This is a genomic window from Microbacterium zouquanmingi, from assembly GCF_052266695.1.
GTDB lineage: Bacteria > Actinomycetota > Actinomycetes > Actinomycetales > Microbacteriaceae > Microbacterium.
In genome coordinates this window covers 61657-78878 of the sequence record NZ_JBQPQZ010000005.1, presented here as the reverse complement: position 1 = coordinate 78878, position 17222 = coordinate 61657, and the positions used below count along the sequence as shown (strand labels likewise).

Below are 17222 nucleotides of genomic sequence, written 5' to 3'. Positions count from 1 at the left end.
CTGGGGGATGGGAGAATGAAGAGGAGATGACTATTGCCGCAGCACCCGCCCGCGCACTGCGCATCGGCCCGATCGACCTCGACGTGCCGGTCGTTCTCGCGCCCATGGCAGGGATCACGAACACCGCTTTCCGTCGTCTGTGCCGAGAATACGGAGCCGGACTCTACGTCAGCGAGATGATCACCTCGCGCGCGCTCGTCGAACATAACGACACGACGATGCGCCTGATCCAGCATCACGAGTCAGAGACGCCGCGCTCGATCCAGTTGTACGGCGTCGACCCGAAGACGATCGCAGAGGCCGTGCGCATCATCGTCGCCGAAGATCACGCAGACCACATCGATCTGAACTTCGGTTGCCCTGTTCCCAAGGTCACCCGCAAGGGTGGGGGAGCAGCCCTCCCATGGAAGACGAAGCTGTTTGCAGACATCGTCGACCAGGCTGTGAAGGCCGCAGGTCCCCTGCCGCTGACGGTCAAGATGCGCAAGGGCATCGACGCGGATCACCTCACCTTCATCGACGCGGGGCGTGCGGCAGAAGACGCCGGCGCCGCAGCTGTGGCCCTGCATGCGCGAACTGCCAGCGAGTTCTACTCCGGCCACGCCGACTGGAGCGCGATCGGTGAGCTCAAGCAGGCCGTCACCAGCATCCCGGTGTTGGGAAACGGTGACATCTGGTCTGCTGAGGATGCTGTGCGGATGATGGCCGAGACGGACTGCGACGGCGTCGTCGTCGGACGAGGATGCCTCGGTCGCCCCTGGCTGTTCGGCGACCTCGCCGCAGCGTTCGGAGCGCCGTCGCGTTCGGTCGACGCCACCCTCGGTTTTGTCGCCGATGCCTTCCGCCGGCATGCGGAACTGCTGGTCGACTTCCTCGAGGACGAGGATCACGGATGCCGCGACATCCGCAAGCACGTCGCCTGGTATTTCAAGGGCTATCCGGTAGGCAGCGATATCCGCACCGGCCTTGCGACCGCACAGAGCCTCGCGCACATCGACGAATTGCTCGGGCAGCTCGATCATGACGCTCCGTACCCCGGTGCGGATGCTGAAGGACAGCGCGGCCGCGCCGGCCGTCCCAAGCGTCCGGCGCTGCCGGACAAGTGGCTCGAGTCGCGCGAGATCGCGGCCGATACCGGTGAGATGCTGCGTGGAGCGGAGATCGAGAACAGTGGCGGTTGACATCGCGTCCGACACGGGCGCTCGGGCCGACGGATACGAGCCGCGCGATGCCGAGCGATTCTTCACCCAGGCTCACCGATCAGAACGCGACGACTTCGCGCGTGATCGCGCGCGCGTGCTGCATTCCGCGGCGCTTCGACGCCTTGCCGCGAAGACGCAGGTGCTCAGCCCCGCCAGCACGGCGGACTTCGCGCGCAACCGTCTGACCCATTCGCTCGAAGTCGCGCAGGTCGGCCGTGAGCTCGCGGTCGCACTCGGAGTCTCGGCAGATGTTGTCGATACCGCCTGCCTCAGTCATGATCTCGGACACCCGCCGTTCGGACACAACGGCGAACGCGCGTTGAACGACTGGGCGGCGCCCATCGGAGGGTTCGAAGGGAACGCGCAGTCATTGCGCATTCTCACCCGCCTTGAAGCCAAGGTTCTCGACGCGGACGGTCATTCCGTCGGCCTCAACCTCACCAGGGCAAGTCTCGATGCCACGTGCAAATACCCCTGGACAGTCGACAACCCCGTGCCCGACCCGGGTGGGCGGCTGAAGTTCGGCGTGTATCCCGAGGACGAGCCGGTCTTCCGCTGGATGCGTGAGGGAGCGCCGGGACGCCTGCGGTGCATCGAAGCCGAGATCATGGATCTCTCCGACGACATCGGCTACTCGGTTCACGACTTCGAAGACGCGATCGTCAACGGCTACCTCGACGTCGCTCAGCTCTCCGATCCCGCCGAACATCACGCGCTCGTCGGCCGCATCCAGCAGTGGGTGGGTTACGACTTCACTCGTGAAGAGCTGGCCGATGCGCTGTACCGGCTCACGAACCAGGAGATGTGGCTGAAGTCCTTCGATCGATCGCGACAGGATCTCGCCCGTCTCAAGAACCTCACCAGTGATCTCATCGGTCGTTTCGCGCGGGCAGCGGTGACGGCGACCCGCGATGCGTACGCGGGGTCCTCTCTGGTTCGCTACAACGCGCACGTCGTCGTGCCGCGAGTCGTCGAGACGGAGATCGCCGTGCTCAAGGGGATCATGGGGCAGGCGATCGTGACGATCGATGCGCGCAAGGGTGTGTACAAGGAGCAGAGGCGGGTGCTCACGCGCCTCGCCGACGCGCTGTGGTCAACGGATGCGCTGTGGAACGCAGGCGCCGACGTGCTCGAGCCTGCCTTCGCGGCCGATTTCGTTGCGGCACAGACGGATGCCGAGCGGGCGCGCGTCGTCGTAGACCAGATCGCAAGTCTCACCGACCAGACAGCACTCGACTGGCACGGGCGACTGGTGGGCGACGTCGACCCCGCCGAGGTCGGCATCTGGACTCCGCGCACTGCCCGTACCGGCACGCGGGCCCAGACACACGGTCCGGTGCGCCTCTCCGAAGGCGTGCACTGATGGCCCGCATCCGCCAGGCAGACGTCGATGAGGTCAAATCCCGGACGAACATCGGTGACATCGTCGGCGAGCGTGTGTCGTTGAAGTCTGCGGGAGTCGGCTCCCTCAAGGGTCTCTGCCCGTTTCACGATGAGAAGAGCCCGAGCTTTCACGTACGGCCGCAGGTCGGTTTCTACCACTGCTTCGGGTGCGGCGAATCAGGCGACGTCTACTCGTTCCTGCGGGCGATGGATCATGTCAGCTTCACCGAGGCGGTCGAGCGGCTCGCCGGTCGCCTCGGCTACACGCTGCACTACGAAGACGGCGGCGCGGCCCCCGAGACGAGCGGTCGCAGTCGCCTCTACGCGGCGAACACCGCAGCGGCCGAGTTCTTCCGCACCCAGCTGCTGACGGCAGAAGCAGAGACCGCCCGGCGCTTCCTCGGTGAACGCGGCTTCGACGCCGGCGCTGCTGCGCACTTCGGCGTCGGTTACGCGCCGCGTGGCTGGGAGGGCATGATGAAGGCGCTCACGGCAGAGGGCTTCACTCGCGACGAGCTCCTGGCGGCAGGCCTCGTCTCTCAAGGGCAGCGTGGCGTGTACGACCGCTTCCGCGGCCGACTCGTCTGGCCGATCCGAGATGTCACGGGTCAGACGATCGGATTCGGTGCGCGCAAGCTCTACGACGACGACCAGGGGCCGAAGTACCTGAACACCCCCGAGACGATCATTTACAAGAAGGCTCAAGTCCTGTACGGACTCGATCTCGCCAAACGTGACATCTCACGCGGCGACCCGCGCAGAGTCGTCGTCGTCGAGGGATACACCGACGTCATGGCCTGCCACCTCGCCGGCGTCACCACCGCGATCGCGACGTGTGGCACGGCTTTCGGCTCCGAACACATCAAGGTGCTGCGCCGCGTGATGGGCGATGACTCCAGCTCGGGCGAGATCGTGTTCACCTTCGATGGCGATGAAGCCGGTCAGAAGGCGGCATTACGTGCCTTCAGCGAGGACGATCGATTCAACGCGCAGACCTTCGTCGCTGTTGCACCCAACGGCCTCGACCCGTGCGATCTGCGTCTGCAGCGTGGCGATGCTGCAGTGCGGGGCCTCATGGACGCCAAAGTCCCGATGTTCGAGTTCGCGATCGATCGCAAGCTCGCGAGTTTCGACCTCGCCACCGTCGAGGGGCAGGTCGGTGCGTTGCGCGCCGCAGCGCCCATCGTCGCAGAGATCCGCGACCGTCTGCTGCGGCCGGGGTATGAGCGGGTGCTGGCCAGGCGTCTCGGCATGGATCCGACCGAGGTGCATACCGAGGTCGAGCGGGCCGCCCGCGGTGCGGGCGCTGCCCGTGCACAGAATCCAGGTCAGCCGAAGGCGCCGTCTTCGGACGCAGCGCCAGCTGCCCCGGAGCTGACGTTGGCAAGTCTTCCCCGCACCGCGGATATCGCGCTCGAGCGGGGAATGCTCATGGGGGCTCTCCAATACGGTCATCAGGTGGACCAGGAGATGCTTGCGCGTGCCCTGGGTGAACCGTTCCGGCATCCCGCTCTTGAGGCGGTGCGCGAGGCCATTGCGGCCGCACCTGACCGCATCAGGACGGGGTGGTCGATGGATGCCGTGAACACCGTCCGGGAGCCGTACCGGTCGTTGGCCGGTGAGCTGCTGATGAGTCCGTTCCCCGCGAGAGACGAGGCCGGAGCTGTGGCATCGACTGCGGATCTTTCGCGGCGCATGATCGTGCGTGGCCTCGCACGAGAGAAACAGGAACTGCTCGGTGCTATTCAGCGGGTGCCGGCAGATTCCGATGGTGGGCGTGCGCTCCGCATGCGGTTGCGTGACATCGACGCCGAGCGTCAGCGCTTCGCCGAGTCGTAACGCGGTCTCCCGGGTGGTGCACGAGAGGATGGGCTAATGTCACGTAGACCTCACTCTCCGAATGTGATCGACTGCTCCGACCTCGTCATCGATCGGATCGGGCACAGCGCACCCACCCGCGCGGTCGACGGCGTGACATTCGCGTTGCCCCCCGGAGAGCTCATCTGCATTGCAGGCCCTACCGGCTCCGGAAAATCGACTCTGGTCGCAGCTCTTGCCGGATCGACTGATCCCTCTGTGCGCGTGGTGGGCGGACATGCAGAAGTGTGCGGTGTGAACATCCGAAAGCCCGGGCGCCGTCACCGCGAGCTCACGTACCTGACCGGGTACATTCCTCAGGCGGCCGGGGCCGATCTTCCTCCGACGCTCACTGTGAGCGAGGTCATCGCCGAGCCGATCTTCATTCGCGAGAAGCGTGTGAACAGCAGAGCTCTCTCCATCCGCGTCGCCACACTTCTCGATGAGATGCACCTGCCGCTGGGAACAGCGGCGAAGTTCCCTTATGAGCTGAGCGCGGGAATGCGGCAGCGCGTGGCCATTGCGCGAGCGTTCGTGCTGGAGCCGAAGGTGCTCATCGCCGACGAGCCGCTTGCCAATCTCGACCTCGAAGTGAGACCGGTGGTGTTCGACGCGATCACCCGTCGCCGGAAGGAAGAGGGGATGGGCGCGCTGATGGTGACCAATGATGCGGCTTTCATCCGGGAACTCGATGCGGAGACGCTGATGCTGCGCGGCGGCCACGTGGTGGCCAGAGGGGTCGGCAAAGACCTACTGTGGGTGCCGGGCGCGCAAGCTGATTCGCCCGGCTGGTGACCGGCAGCACGACACGCCCGACCGGGCCCGTCGATGTCACAGAGGGGCGTGGGAGTTTGCTAGGATTGTGGAGTTGCCTCGGCGACGAAGCATAATCCCCGATAGCTCAATTGGCAGAGCAGCCGGCTGTTAACCGGCAGGTTGTTGGTTCGAGTCCAACTCGGGGAGCAGCATGAAGAAGGCCCCATCCTGTGGATGGGGCCTTCTTCATTGAGCGGGAGAGCTCAGCGCGCCGCGCCCTTGAATGACCCGGTCACGTCGAGCGCTGTCATCCCGGTCGTGTCCTCCGGGTCCGGGTCGTAGATCATGCACTGGATCAGGCGGTCGTTTGCCTGGGTCCAGGTCTCGTCCGTCGGAGTTATCCACCGGAGTGCGAGGGCTGATTCGAAATAGTCCACGCCGACGAAGTCAGCGAAAGCCGGTACGCACTGCGCTTCGATCTCGGTCAGAATCTCCTCTTCGGCGGGCAGGTGGTCGGTCGTGAGTTCGAACTCGAAGAACACCTCGTCGCTGTGGGGATCTGCACACGGCACCACGTCGATCTGAGTGATGTCGCCGGCCGAGTCGAACGCGGGGATGCAGTCACCCACCGACAGCGAGAAGATGTCGATGCGCGCATCTTCAGTGACCTGGTTATCTGCGTTCCGCTGGGGATCGCTGCCGTCACCCGTGATGGCCGCCAGCATGCTGCAGCCACTCAGTGCGAGGCTCAGCGCGAGAGCCGATCCCACTATGGCGATTCGGTGCTTCGTGTGCATCAGGGGTCAGCCTTCCAGGTCGTCGACACCGGGCATCCATTGCGCGCCCGGCCGTCCCCAGCCACGCTTGCGCGCGATCTTCTGAACGGTCTTCCAGTCGCTGTCAGAGAGCCGGTCAATGTACAGAATGCCGTCGAGATGATCGAACTCGTGCTGCATGATCCGCGCGCGCCAGCCATCGACCTCGATGCGCACTGCTGTGCCGTCGAGGTCGATCCCCGTCACCAGAACGCGATCCGCCCGGCGAAGAGGGAACCTTTCGCCCGGCACGGACAGGCAGCCCTCGGACTCCTCGTCGGGATCGGGAGACCCAGGCTCGGGCGGCGACATCCACAGCACCGGGTTAATGATCACGCCGCGCCACGGCTGGTCATCGTCGTCCACGTACGCGTAGGTATATATCCTCAGCGGTTCACCTACCTGCGGGGCCGCGAGTCCGACGCCTGGAGCGGCATCCATCGTCTCGAACATGTCGCCGACGAGCAGGCGGATCTCATCCGTGATCTCATCGACTTCGGATGCGGGGGAGTGCAGGACGGGATCGCCCATGATGCGAATCGGAAGAACAGCCACGCCACAACACTACTGTCCGCGGATAGGCAGGTAGGGTTTTAGTGTGAGCCCCGAGGTGTGGATGTCAGTTGATGAAGTCAGCGATCAGCTGGTCGGGGCTTTCCAGAACCCCGCCCTCCTTCTGGGCATTCCGCTCGCTCTCGCCGGCGCCGTCTGCATGTCGTTCGGCGCGCAGTATCAGCATCGTGGCGTCACCAAAGTCGAACGACTCAGCGGTGCGAACGGTGCGACGGGGCTCAGCGCACGCCAGGTCAAGGGGCTCCTCACTCGGCCGTCATGGCTGATCGGCACGCTGCTGCTCGGCCTCGCGATCATCTTCCAGCTCGCGGCTCTCGCGGTTGCTCCTCTGATCGTGGTGCAGCCTCTCGGGGCGATCGCTCTGGTCATCACCACACTCCTGAATGCGCGTGTGTCGGGGCACTCTCCGACGAGGAAGTCCGTGACGTCGATCATCGCCTGCGTTGGCGGTATCTTCCTGTTCGTGTTCCTCGCGGCCATCTTCGCCACAGAGAAGGACGTGACGACCCAGAACCTCTTTGTCATTCTCGCGGCCCTGGTACTGGTGATCGTCGTTCTCGGGGCCTGCTGGCTGATTCTGCGGCACCGGATGCGGGCCCTGTTCTACGTGATCGGCGCCGGCGTCCTGTACGGATTCGTCGCGACCCTCGCGAAGGCGATCATCAAGCGCGTGCAGGCCGAGAACTTCGACTGGTTGACCCTGGTCTGCGTGGTCGCGCTCATCGCGGCGACGATCGTCGGCGCATACTTCGTGCAGACCGCTTACAGCTCGGGCCCACCGGACCTCGTCATCGCCGGCCTCACCGTCGTCGACCCGCTGGTCGCGGTGATCATCGGCATCGTCGTGCTCGGCGAGGCGGCAGCAGCGCCCGCATGGGCGATGGTGGCGTTCGTCGTCATCGGGGCTGTCGCGGTATGGGGAGTGGTCGGACTCGCCCGGTACCACCCGCAGGTGCTCAGCGACAGTCAGGATCTCGGGATCACGCGCGGAAGCAACGGGACGCCGGGATCGTCGACGAGCCCCGAGAACGGTCAGTAGGCCTGATCGATGAGGTCCTCGGCGACCTCAGCAGCTGCGGCCTCATCGACGAAGAAGATCGTGCGCTTGCGGCCCTTGGCACCCGCCGCAGGCACGTTCGTATAGCTCGCACCCGCGAGCGCGAGCCCGAGCGCCGAGGCTTTGTCTGCCCCGGTGAGTACGAGCCACACGCGCTTCGACGAGTTGATGACGGGCCGGGTGAGGGTTATCCGCTCCGATGGCGGCTTCGGAGAGTCGCGCACCGGCAGCACCGAGGCATCCGTTTCAGTGACTTCCGTGCGATCGGGGAAGAGCGATGCGATATGACCGTCGGGTCCGACACCGAGGAAGCACACCGCGAATGACGGCCATGGCTCATCCTCCGTGCCGAACCGGGCGAGTTCTGCCGCGTATGCGGCGGCAGCCTCATCGAGGGTCAGACCGCTGTCGGCCGCGGGGGCCTCATGCACGTTCTCGGCAGGAACAGAGATGTGGTTCAAGAGCGCGTTTCGCGACTGCAACGCGTTTCGATCGGCAGCATCTCGGGCGACGAAACGCTCATCGCCCCACCAGAAGTGCACCAGAGACCAGTCGATCTGCGCAACCTTCGCATGCGCTGCCACGGACTGCAGCACCGCCGGTCCCATCGACCCACCGGTGAGGGCGATATGGGCGATGCGACCATTGCGAGTGCGCGCCTTCACCCTGGTGAGGAACCGGTCGGCGACTCGGGCAGCGACTGCTGCCGGAGTCGGCTCGACGACGACGAGCTTCTCAGCGGATCCTGCTTCCATGCGCTTCAGGCTACCGCCTCCGGTGGCCCCAGCTGCTCCCAGCCCGCGGTGATCACACGGCCGTAGAGCACATCGGGGTCGAGCCGGCGCAGCTCCTCGGCAAGGCACTCGCGCAGTGTGCGGCGCGGGAGCACCAGGTCATGATCGGGCTGGTCGGGCTGGGTGAGCACCGCCACGCCGGGCTCGGTGCGCTCCAGCAGGATGTCGCCGCTCGCACGGCTGAGACGCACCGACTTGATTCCCTCGGACCAGAGCTCTGGGTCCTCATACGACCAGCGAACCGGCACCTGCAGCGCCAGCTGCAGCCATGCTGCCAGCAGGGCGGTGGACGGCGATCCGGCAGCGCCTCGCACGTCGACCGCAGTCACGGCCTCGAACGGGGGCTGGTCGAGAACTGCGGCCAGCTGCTCACGCCAGTGCGTGAGTCGAGTCCATGCCAGGTCTGTGTCGCCAGGTGCGTGGGTGCGCCCCCGGAGGGAGAGCCGATCGCGCACATCGGGTGTGGTCGCGGCATCGGTGATACGACGTTGCGCGATCTTTCCTAGCGGAGAAGATGCCGGATCGGAAGGAGCCTCATCGGGCCACCATGCGACAACTGGTGCGTCGGGAAGCAGCAGCCCGGTGATGAGGCTCTCCTCATTGCTCGCTGCGTCGCCGTAGGCCCTCAGCACGATGACCTCACTCGCCCCGGCGTCTCCGCCGATGCGGATCTGCGCATCGATGTGCGCATCGCCTTCGCCTGTGGTCACCACGATGACGCGCATCGGGTGCTCGCGCGACGCATCGTTGGCCGCGTCGATCGCCGCCTCTGCAACGCCGTTGCGCGCCGAGATGACGAGTGTCAGTACGCGGCCGAGGGCGACTGCGCCGCCCTCTTCACGCACCTTCACGAGCTGCTTTGCAACCTTGCTGACGGTGGTGTCGGGAAGATCGATGATCACGGGCGTCTCCAAACTCGTCCGTCGCGGGCAAGAAGCGCGTCAGCGGATTCCGGGCCCCAGGAACCGGGGGCGTACTGCTCCAGAGGGCCGCCCTCGCCGGCCCAGTACTGTTCTACCGGGTCGAGGATCTTCCAGCTGAGCTCGACCTCTTCATGGCGGGGGAACAGAGGTGGGTCTCCCAGCAGCACGTCAAGGATGAGGCGTTCATATGCCTCTGGGCTGGCCTCGGTGAAGGCGTGGCCGTAGCCGAAGTCCATCGTCACGTCGCGCACGTTCGTGCCGGTGCCAGGAACCTTGGAACCGAATCGGATCGTGACGCCCTCATCGGGCTGGACGCGGATGACCAGTGCGTTCTGGCCGAGCTCAGCGGCATTGCCGCGTCCGAACAGGTGCTCGGGGGCCCGGTTGAACACCACAGCGATCTCGGTGACGCGCCTGCCGAGGCGCTTTCCGCTGCGCAGGTAGAACGGCACACCAGCCCAGCGACGGTTGGCGATCTCGAGCTTGATGGCCGCGTAGGTCTCGGTGATCGAGGCCGGGTTCATGCCGTCTTCTTCAAGGAAGCCGTCGACCTGCTGACCGCCCTGCCAGCCGCCTGCGTACTGCCCGCGGGCGGTGGCAAGAGACAGGTCTTCTGGGAGCTTCACCGCCGCGAGGACCTTCTCCTTCTCTGCGCGCAGGTTCTCGGCGGAGAGGCTGATGGGCTCTTCCATCGCCGTGAGTGCGAGCAGCTGGAGGAGGTGGTTCTGGATCACGTCGCGGGCGGCGCCGATACCGTCGTAGTATCCGGCCCGTCCGCCGACACCGATGTCCTCGGCCATCGTGATCTGCACATGGTCGACGAAGTTGCGGTTCCAGATCGGCTCATACAGCGCATTCGCGAAGCGCAGCGCGAGGATGTTCTGGACCGTCTCCTTACCGAGATAGTGGTCGATGCGGAAGATCGAGTCCGCAGGGAATGCCACCTCGAGAGCCTCGTTCAGTGCACGTGCGGATTCGAGGTCGTTGCCGAAAGGCTTCTCGATCACGACGCGACGCCACTGGTCGTCACCGCGGTCGTCGCCGACCAGGCCGGATTCCTTGAGCTGCTTGGCAACTAGCGGGAAGGACTTCGGCGGAATCGACAGGTAATAGGCGTGGTTGCCCATCGTGCCTCGTTCGACGTCGAGCCTCTCGACGGTCTCGCGAAGCTTCGCGAACGACTCAGGGTTGTCGAACTCGCCGGAGACGAAACGGATGCCCTGCAGGAGCTGCTGCCAGGTCTCTTCGCGGAACTCGGTGCGGGCGTGCTCTTTGACGGCGTCGTAGACCACCTTCGCGAAGTCTTGGTCCTCCCAGTCGCGCCGGGCGAACCCGACGAGCGCGAACCCGGGTGGCAACAGGCCACGGTTGGCGAGGTCGTAGACCGCCGGCATGAGCTTCTTGCGGGACAAGTCGCCGGTCACACCGAAGATCACCAGGGCACTGGGTCCTGCGATTCGATTGAGACGGCGGTCATCGGGGTCGCGCAGCGGGTTGTGGCCGCGTGATACGGGAACGGTCATCGGTGGGGGATGCTCCAGGTGGAAGGATTATTTCTGGGCGGCTTCGAAAAGAGTGAGTACGTCAGCTGAGTCGTCCGTAATGGTCAACGTCACGACAGGGCGACCGTGTTCCGCGAGTACTGCTGCGTCACCGATCGCCTGAGCCTGGATGAGCTGACCATAGGTGAACGGACGCCCGGGGATCTCGAGGTCGACGTCGGTGCGCTCGAGGATCTGCAGGAAGACTCCCTGCTCCGGTCCGCCCTTGTGATACTGGCCGGTCGAATGCAGGAAGCGCGGGCCCCAGCCGAACGTCGTCGGTCGTCCGCAATCAGCGGCGACCAGCTCTCGCAGACCCTGGAGCTGCGGAATCTCGATGCGATTCACGTAGGCCTGGATCGCAACGTAGCCGTCTTCGGGAAGACGAGCCCACAGCGCATCCATGACGGCTTCGATGTCGCCCGACTCGGTGAGTGCGGCATCCGATGCGCGCACCTCGATTCCGTTCTGGACGAATGCCGGGGCGACAGCCTCGGGGCGGGAGTCGAGAAGACCGCGTGCGGCGACCTTCGCGGATTCGACATCGGGCTGGTCGAAGGGGTTGATGCCGAGCAGTCGGCCAGCGATCGCCGTGGCGTACTCCCACACGATGAAGTTCGCTCCGAGCGAGCCGCTGACGAGGATCTCGCCCTGGTGGCGTTCTCTGAGGTGGAACTGGTTCGCGTCATCGACCAGGCGCACGATCTGCAGATCGACCGGCAGCTCGTCGAGCTCAGGCGAGACGGGCAGGAGGACGACGGGCAGGATGCCGGTGCCGTTCTTTCCCGTCGATTCTGCGACCAGCTGCTCGATCCAGTCCGGGAGCCCCACGATGTGGGTGCCGTCCGTGACGAGACCGAGCTTGTCACGCCGCGGCTGTGTTGCGGCGATCGCCGCTCCCAGCCGAAGTGCGGGGTTATCCGCCTGGTCGATGGCCACCTGCAGCAGCGTCGCCTCGGCCTCGTCGAGGAGCTCGTCGATGTCGACGCCGGCGAGTCCAGAGGGCACGAGGCCGAACGCTGTGAGTGCCGAGTAGCGGCCGCCGACGTTCGGGTCTGCATTGAAGACCCGGTAACCGGCTTCGCGTGCGGAGATGTCCAGGGGAGAGCCGGGATCGGTGACGACGACGATCCGCCCGACCGGGTCGATGCCGATGTCGCGGAACGCCGTCTCGAAGGTGCGCCGCTGCGAGTCGGTCTCGATCGTGGAGCCCGACTTCGACGACACGACCAGGACTGTCTCGGCCAGCTTCTCATCCAGCGCCGCGAGCACCTGGCCGGGGGCAGTCGAATCGAGGATGGTCAGCGGCACACCTGCGGTCTGGGCGATGACCTCGGGTGCAAGAGAGGATCCACCCATGCCCGCGAGCACGACGCGGCGCACGCCCGCGGCGCGAAGCTCGTCGCGCAGAGCGACGATCTCGGCCACGAGCGGGCGCGAAAGCGAGACAGCCTCGACCCAGCCCAGGCGCTTGGATGCCTCTTCTTGAGCATCTGCACCCCACAGGGTCGAATCGAAGGCGGTGAGGCGCGAGGCGACGAGTTCGTCGACGAGGTGCGGAACAACGTCTTCGATGGCGGCCTTGGCCGCACCGGAGGCATGGATGGAGATAGTCATCGCTGAGCCTTGAGACCCTCTGCTACCTGCGTGAGCAGGTCATGCCAGGAATCGATGAACTTGGCCACGCCCTCGTCCTCGAGCACCTGGGTGACATCGGCGAAGTCGACGCCGACCTTCTCCAGGCCCACGAAGACGTCGCGGGCCTCTTCGTAGCCTGCGGTGATCGTGTCGCCGCCGATGACGCCGTGGTCGAAGGTTGCCTCGAGAGTCTTCTCGGGCATGGTGTTCACAACGCCCTTGGCGACCAGCTCGGTGACGTAGAGCGTGTCGGGGAGGGCGGGATCCTTGACACCGGTGGAGGCCCACAGCGGGCGCTGCAGGTTCGCACCGGCGTCCAGAAGCGCCGTGGCGCGATCGCCGGCGAACGTCTTCTCGAACAGCTCGTAGGCGAGACGTGCGTTTGCAAGGCCCGCCTTGCTCTTCAGTGCCAGCGCCTCATCGGTGCCGATCACTGCAAGGCGCTTGTCGGTCTCGGTGTCGACGCGAGAGACGAAGAAGGATGCAACGGACTCGATCGTGGACAGATCGATGCCGGCGGCCTTGGCAGTCTCAAGGCCGGTGAGGTAAGCCTCGATGACCTCCGCGTAGCGCTCCAGGCTGAAGATGAGCGTGACGTTGATACTGATGCCCGCACCGATCGCCTGCGCGATGGCCGGAAGTCCCGCCTTGGTGGCCGGAATCTTCACCAGCAGGTTCGGGCGATCGATCTTGGCCCACAGCTCCTTCGCCTGCGCGACGGTGCCGTCGGTGTCGTGCGCGAGGTCGGGGGAGACCTCGATCGATACGCGACCGTCGACGTGGCCGGAGGCCTCCCACACCGGGCGGAAGACGTCGAGCGCTGCGCCGACATCCTGCGTGGTCGCGGCGAACACTGCTTCTTCTGCGGTCGCACCGGAGGCCGCGAGCTCAGCGACCTGCGCGTCGTACGACGTGTCGTTCTTATCGGTGATCGCGTTCGCGAAGATCGTCGGGTTCGTGGTGACGCCCGTGACGTTTCGGGATTCGATCAGCTCGGCAAGGTTGCCGGAGTTGATGCGGGTGCGCGAGAGGTCGTCCAGCCAGATGCTGACGCCGGCGTCGTGAAGCTGAGAGGTGGGGGTGCTCATGCGTTCTCCTTGATGGTCTCGCGGGCCGCCTCGACGACGGCTTCGGCGGTGATGCCGAACTTCTGGAACAGGGTCTTGTAATCGGCGGATGCGCCGAAGTGATCGATTGCGATGGAGCGGCCGGTGTCGCCGACGATGCCACGCCAGGTGAGGGCGGAGCCTGCTTCGACCGAGACACGGGCCTTGACGCCCTTCGGCAGGACGGACTCGCGGTACGCAGCATCCTGCTCGTCGAACCACTCCAGCGACGGAGCCGAGACGACGCGAGCGTTGATGCCCTCGCCGGCGAGCGTCTCCCGAGCGGCCACCGCGAGCTGCACCTCGGATCCTGTGGCGATGAGGATGACGTCCGGGGTGCCGCTCGGAGCCTCAGCGAGCACGTACGCACCCTTGGCAGTGTTGTCGGCCGACGCGAATGCGTCACCCGATGCTGCGCCTTCACCACGCACGAAGTTCGGCACGTTCTGGCGGGTCAGGGCGATACCGGTCGGGCCCCCGTGGCGACGGAGGATCTCCAGCCACGCGGCTGCCGTCTCATTGCCGTCCGCGGGGCGCACGACAGTGAAGTTGGGGATCGCGCGGAGCGTTGCGAGCTGCTCGATCGGCTGGTGGGTGGGGCCGTCCTCGCCCAGTGCGACGGAGTCGTGCGTCCACACGAAGATGCTCGGGATGTTCATCAGCGCAGCCAGGCGGACAGCGGGACGCATGTAGTCGCTGAAGATCAGGAACGTGCCGCCGAAGGAGCGGGTCTTGCCGTGCAGCGTGATGCCGTTGAGGATCGCTCCCATCGCGTGCTCACGGATGCCGAAGTGCAGCACGCGGCCGTAAGGACTGCCCGACCACTCGTTGGTCGTCCACTCGGTGGGGATGAACGACTTCGCACCGGCGATGGTGGTGTTGTTGGATCCTGCGAGGTCGGCGGATCCGCCCCACAGCTCGGGAAGCTCGGGGGCGAGGGCATTGATGACCTTGCCGGATGCTGCACGCGTGGATACCTCGGTGCCGCCCTCGAACGCGGGGAGGGCCTTCTCGATGCCTTCGGGCAGCGCCTGTGCCTCGAGGCGGTCGAGGAGAGCCTTGTTCTCGGGGTTCGCAGCTGCCCAGGCGTCGAAGTCAGCCTGCCAGGCCGCACGAGCCGCTGCCGCACGTGAGGCGAGTTCGCGGGTGTGCGCGATGACGGCGTCCTCGACGACGAAGCTCTTCTTCGGGTCGAATCCGAGGACCTCCTTGGTCGCTGCGACCTCGTCGGCACCCAGCGCGTTGCCGTGCACCGACTCTGTGCCGGCCTTGTTCGGAGCCGGGTAGCCGATGATCGTCTTGAGGATGACCAGGGTCGGCTTCTCGGTCTCTGCCTTGCCCGTCTCGATCGCGTCGAAGAGCTCCTGAGCGTCTTCGATGTAAGCGCCGGTGCGAGTCCAGTCGACCTCGAGCACCTGCCAGCCGTACGCACGGTAGCGGGCAGCGACATCTTCGGTGAATGCGACGTCGGTGTCGCCCTCGATCGAGATCCGGTTCGAGTCGTAGATCGCGATCAGGTTGCCGAGTTGCTGGTGGCCGGCCAGTGAGGAAGCCTCGCTGGTGACGCCTTCCTGCAGGTCGCCATCGCCGGCGATGACGTATACGAAGTGATCGAACGGGCTCGTGCCCGCGACTGCCTCGGGGTCAAACAGACCGCGCTCGTAGCGTGCGGCATAGGCGAAGCCGACCGCGGAAGCGAGCCCCTGGCCGAGGGGGCCGGTGGTGATCTCCACGCCCTTGGTGTGGCCATACTCAGGGTGACCCGGCGTGAGCGATCCCCAGGTGCGCAGCGCTTCGAGGTCGCTCAGCTCCAGGCCGAACCCGCCGAGGTAGAGCTGCACGTACTGGGTGAGCGAGGAGTGGCCGACCGAGAGGACGAATCGGTCGCGGCCCAGCCAGTCGGTGTCATTCGGGTCGTGGCGGAGTACCCGCTGGTAGAGCAGGTACGCAACAGGCGCGAGGCTCATCGCGGTGCCTGGGTGACCGTTGCCGACCTTCTGCACGGCATCCGCCGCAAGAATTCGCGCGGTATCCACGGCGCGTCGGTCGATCTCTTCCCACTGCAGTTCGGTCACGGTCATGCCCTTTCCAACAACTTACGAGGGCGCCCGATTCCATAGCGTTCCGCGTCGTCGGGGACAAATGCACAGCGCCGGGCGCGCGAGTGATTTTCAGCTTAGCGTCGTGCCGATGGTCTCGATACGACATTTCGTTCTCTTGCATACCAGTGCAGATAGCCTGCATTAGACTGGAGAAGTTGTCACAGCGCGTGCGGAGGAGGCGATCGGTATCTCGACCATGTCCCAGCCGACGGCGGTGAAGAAGCCGATCGGTCAGACGATCAAGGCTTATGTCGCACTGACGAAGCCGCGTGTCCTTGAGCTTCTGCTTGTGTCGACGGTGCCTGTCATGTTCCTCGCTGCGGGCGGCATGCCGAATCTCTGGCTCGTGCTCGCCACGGTCATCGGCGGCGCGATGAGTGCCGGTTCTGCCGCATCGTTCAACATGTACATCGACCGCGACATGGATGCGCACATGCATCGGACGCAGAACCGTCCCATCATCACCGGTCAGGTCACGCCGCGCGCTGCGCTGATCTTCTCGTGGGTGCTCGCCGTCGCATCGACCCTCTGGCTGCTCGCGACGACCAACCTGTTGACTGCTTCGCTCTCGGTCGCCGCGATCTTCTTCTACGTCGTGATCTACACGCTGATCCTCAAGCGCCGCACCGAGCAGAACATCATCTGGGGCGGTATCGCCGGATGCTTCCCCGTCGTCATCGGCTGGTCTGCTGTCACCGGCGACGTGGCATGGCCCGCCATCGTGCTTTTCGTGCTCATCTTCCTGTGGACTCCGGCACATTACTGGCCGCTGTCGATGAAGTACCGCGATGACTACTCCGGCGCGGACGTTCCCATGCTCGGTGTGACCCGCAACGCGTCCCAGGTAGGCCTCCAGGTGATCCTCTACGCATGGGCCACCGTGGCATGCTCGCTGCTGTTGATCCCCGTCGCAGACATGGGGCTGGTGTACACGGTTTCCGCTCTCGTCTTCGGCGGCTGGTTCATCTACGAGTCGCACCGCCTGTATGACCAGGCGGTGCGAGGCTCGAATCCGCGTCCGATGCGTGTGTTCCACGCATCGATCACCTACTTGACGCTGGTCTTCGTGGCGGTCGCGATCGACCCGCTGCTGCCGTTCTGATCCGGTTCTTCGAGCTCTGACGTATCTTCGAGCTCTGACGCCTCTTCTGGCGCTGAGAATTCGATCTCAGCGCCTCCGTCGCTCTCTTCGAAAGTCGCGGGAGTGGGCGAGGCCACAACGGCCCTCACCGCCGCGAGGCCGAGTGCGAGCAGGGCCCCGATGATGCCCGCTGCGAGAACCGCGGCGCCGGCTGTGATCCACGCCTGTCCGACGTAGACCTCGATGTTGGTCGCGCTGCCGTCGAGAAGGGTCCGCTGCATCGTGCTCGTGTTGTCCAAGACGAGCCAGCCGCCGACGAACGCGGCGACGAGGGAGAGCGCCAAGAGAAGCCAGTAAGGGATGCTGCGCGAGAGCGACGTGTTCTTCATGCCCG

At 65.4% G+C, this 17222-nt stretch carries 15 protein-coding genes and 1 tRNA gene; 7 read left to right on the top strand and 9 right to left on the bottom strand.

What is annotated here, in order from left to right; genetic code table 11:
- Positions 1–26: 26 nt before the first annotated feature.
- From dusB to ACTU6U_RS11820, 5 genes are all read left to right on the top strand, one after another.
- Complete coding sequence (gene dusB, locus ACTU6U_RS11840) at positions 27–1181, top strand: tRNA dihydrouridine synthase DusB (RefSeq protein WP_443469311.1); 1155 nt, start codon at positions 27–29, stop codon at positions 1179–1181.
- The gene (locus ACTU6U_RS11835; protein WP_443469310.1) at positions 1171–2565 is read left to right on the top strand and encodes a deoxyguanosinetriphosphate triphosphohydrolase; all 1395 of its coding nucleotides are present in this window, start codon (positions 1171–1173) and stop codon (positions 2563–2565) included. The genes dusB and ACTU6U_RS11835 overlap by 11 nt, the downstream gene beginning before the upstream one ends.
- Complete coding sequence (dnaG, locus tag ACTU6U_RS11830) at positions 2565–4424, top strand: DNA primase (protein ID WP_443469309.1); 1860 nt, start codon at positions 2565–2567, stop codon at positions 4422–4424. Before ACTU6U_RS11835 ends, dnaG begins: the two co-directional genes overlap by 1 nt.
- A 36-nt stretch (positions 4425–4460) precedes the next feature.
- Positions 4461–5237, top strand: a complete 777-nt coding sequence (locus ACTU6U_RS11825; protein ID WP_443469308.1) for an ATP-binding cassette domain-containing protein — start codon at positions 4461–4463, stop codon at positions 5235–5237.
- 95 nt (positions 5238–5332) lie between these two features.
- Positions 5333–5405 (top strand) — tRNA-Asn (locus ACTU6U_RS11820).
- A gap of 56 nt (positions 5406–5461) precedes the next feature.
- Here ACTU6U_RS11820 and ACTU6U_RS11815 read toward each other — a convergent pair.
- The gene (locus tag ACTU6U_RS11815) at positions 5462–5995 is read right to left on the bottom strand and encodes a septum formation family protein (protein ID WP_443469307.1); all 534 of its coding nucleotides are present in this window, start codon (positions 5993–5995) and stop codon (positions 5462–5464) included.
- Between the two features lie 6 nt (positions 5996–6001).
- A complete protein-coding gene (def, locus tag ACTU6U_RS11810; protein ID WP_443469306.1) occupies positions 6002–6568 on the bottom strand; it encodes a peptide deformylase in 567 nt (188 codons plus the stop codon).
- 61 nt (positions 6569–6629) lie between these two features.
- Between def and ACTU6U_RS11805 the strand changes: the two genes are divergently transcribed.
- Positions 6630–7625: a DMT family transporter gene (locus ACTU6U_RS11805; RefSeq protein WP_443469498.1), complete on the top strand. Its 996-nt coding sequence runs from the start codon at positions 6630–6632 to the stop codon at positions 7623–7625.
- Here ACTU6U_RS11805 and pgl read toward each other — a convergent pair.
- The 6 genes from pgl to tkt are packed head-to-tail and all read right to left on the bottom strand — an operon-like array spanning position 7619 to position 15726.
- On the bottom strand, positions 7619–8398 hold the full coding sequence (gene pgl, locus ACTU6U_RS11800; RefSeq protein ID WP_443469305.1) for a 6-phosphogluconolactonase: 780 nt from the start codon (positions 8396–8398) through the stop codon (positions 7619–7621). The genes ACTU6U_RS11805 and pgl overlap by 7 nt on opposite strands.
- 5 nt (positions 8399–8403) lie before the next feature.
- On the bottom strand, positions 8404–9339 hold the full coding sequence (locus ACTU6U_RS11795) for a glucose-6-phosphate dehydrogenase assembly protein OpcA (RefSeq protein WP_443469304.1): 936 nt from the start codon (positions 9337–9339) through the stop codon (positions 8404–8406).
- Positions 9336–10883, bottom strand: coding sequence for a glucose-6-phosphate dehydrogenase (zwf, locus tag ACTU6U_RS11790; RefSeq protein ID WP_443469303.1), 1548 nt, complete (start codon positions 10881–10883; stop codon positions 9336–9338). The genes ACTU6U_RS11795 and zwf overlap by 4 nt, the downstream gene beginning before the upstream one ends.
- A gap of 27 nt (positions 10884–10910) precedes the next feature.
- Positions 10911–12518, bottom strand: a complete 1608-nt coding sequence (locus ACTU6U_RS11785) for a glucose-6-phosphate isomerase (RefSeq protein ID WP_443469302.1) — start codon at positions 12516–12518, stop codon at positions 10911–10913.
- A complete protein-coding gene (gene tal / locus ACTU6U_RS11780) occupies positions 12515–13627 on the bottom strand; it encodes a transaldolase (protein WP_443469301.1) in 1113 nt (370 codons plus the stop codon). Before tal ends, ACTU6U_RS11785 begins: the two co-directional genes overlap by 4 nt.
- A complete protein-coding gene (gene tkt / locus ACTU6U_RS11775; RefSeq protein WP_443469300.1) occupies positions 13624–15726 on the bottom strand; it encodes a transketolase in 2103 nt (700 codons plus the stop codon). The genes tal and tkt overlap by 4 nt, the downstream gene beginning before the upstream one ends.
- 202 nt (positions 15727–15928) lie before the next feature.
- On the opposite strand from tkt, the gene ACTU6U_RS11770 reads away from it, so the two are divergent.
- The gene (locus ACTU6U_RS11770) at positions 15929–16849 is read left to right on the top strand and encodes a heme o synthase (protein WP_443469497.1); all 921 of its coding nucleotides are present in this window, start codon (positions 15929–15931) and stop codon (positions 16847–16849) included.
- Here the strand turns inward: ACTU6U_RS11770 and ACTU6U_RS11765 are convergent.
- Complete coding sequence (locus ACTU6U_RS11765) at positions 16795–17217, bottom strand: hypothetical protein (RefSeq protein WP_443469299.1); 423 nt, start codon at positions 17215–17217, stop codon at positions 16795–16797. The two genes, ACTU6U_RS11770 and ACTU6U_RS11765, sit on opposite strands and share 55 nt — an antisense overlap.
- Between the last annotated feature and the right edge of the window lie 5 nt (positions 17218–17222).

What these genes read in the sequence shown, in the direction of transcription:
- ACTU6U_RS11825 (WP_443469308.1), top strand. Translation starts at nt 4,461, where the DNA reads ATGTCACGTAGACCTCACTCTCCGAATGTGATCGACTGCTCCGACCTC.
- tal (WP_443469301.1), bottom strand. Translation starts at nt 13,627, where the DNA reads ATGAGCACCCCCACCTCTCAGCTTCACGACGCCGGCGTCAGCATCTGG.
- ACTU6U_RS11815 (WP_443469307.1), bottom strand. Translation starts at nt 5,995, where the DNA reads ATGCACACGAAGCACCGAATCGCCATAGTGGGATCGGCTCTCGCGCTG.
- tkt (WP_443469300.1), bottom strand. Translation starts at nt 15,726, where the DNA reads ATGACCGTGACCGAACTGCAGTGGGAAGAGATCGACCGACGCGCCGTG.
- ACTU6U_RS11785 (WP_443469302.1), bottom strand. Translation starts at nt 12,518, where the DNA reads ATGACTATCTCCATCCATGCCTCCGGTGCGGCCAAGGCCGCCATCGAA.
- zwf (WP_443469303.1), bottom strand. Translation starts at nt 10,883, where the DNA reads ATGACCGTTCCCGTATCACGCGGCCACAACCCGCTGCGCGACCCCGAT.
- dnaG (WP_443469309.1), top strand. Translation starts at nt 2,565, where the DNA reads ATGGCCCGCATCCGCCAGGCAGACGTCGATGAGGTCAAATCCCGGACG.
- ACTU6U_RS11765 (WP_443469299.1), bottom strand. Translation starts at nt 17,217, where the DNA reads ATGAAGAACACGTCGCTCTCGCGCAGCATCCCTTACTGGCTTCTCTTG.
- dusB (WP_443469311.1), top strand. Translation starts at nt 27, where the DNA reads ATGACTATTGCCGCAGCACCCGCCCGCGCACTGCGCATCGGCCCGATC.
- pgl (WP_443469305.1), bottom strand. Translation starts at nt 8,398, where the DNA reads ATGGAAGCAGGATCCGCTGAGAAGCTCGTCGTCGTCGAGCCGACTCCG.
- ACTU6U_RS11805 (WP_443469498.1), top strand. Translation starts at nt 6,630, where the DNA reads ATGTCAGTTGATGAAGTCAGCGATCAGCTGGTCGGGGCTTTCCAGAAC.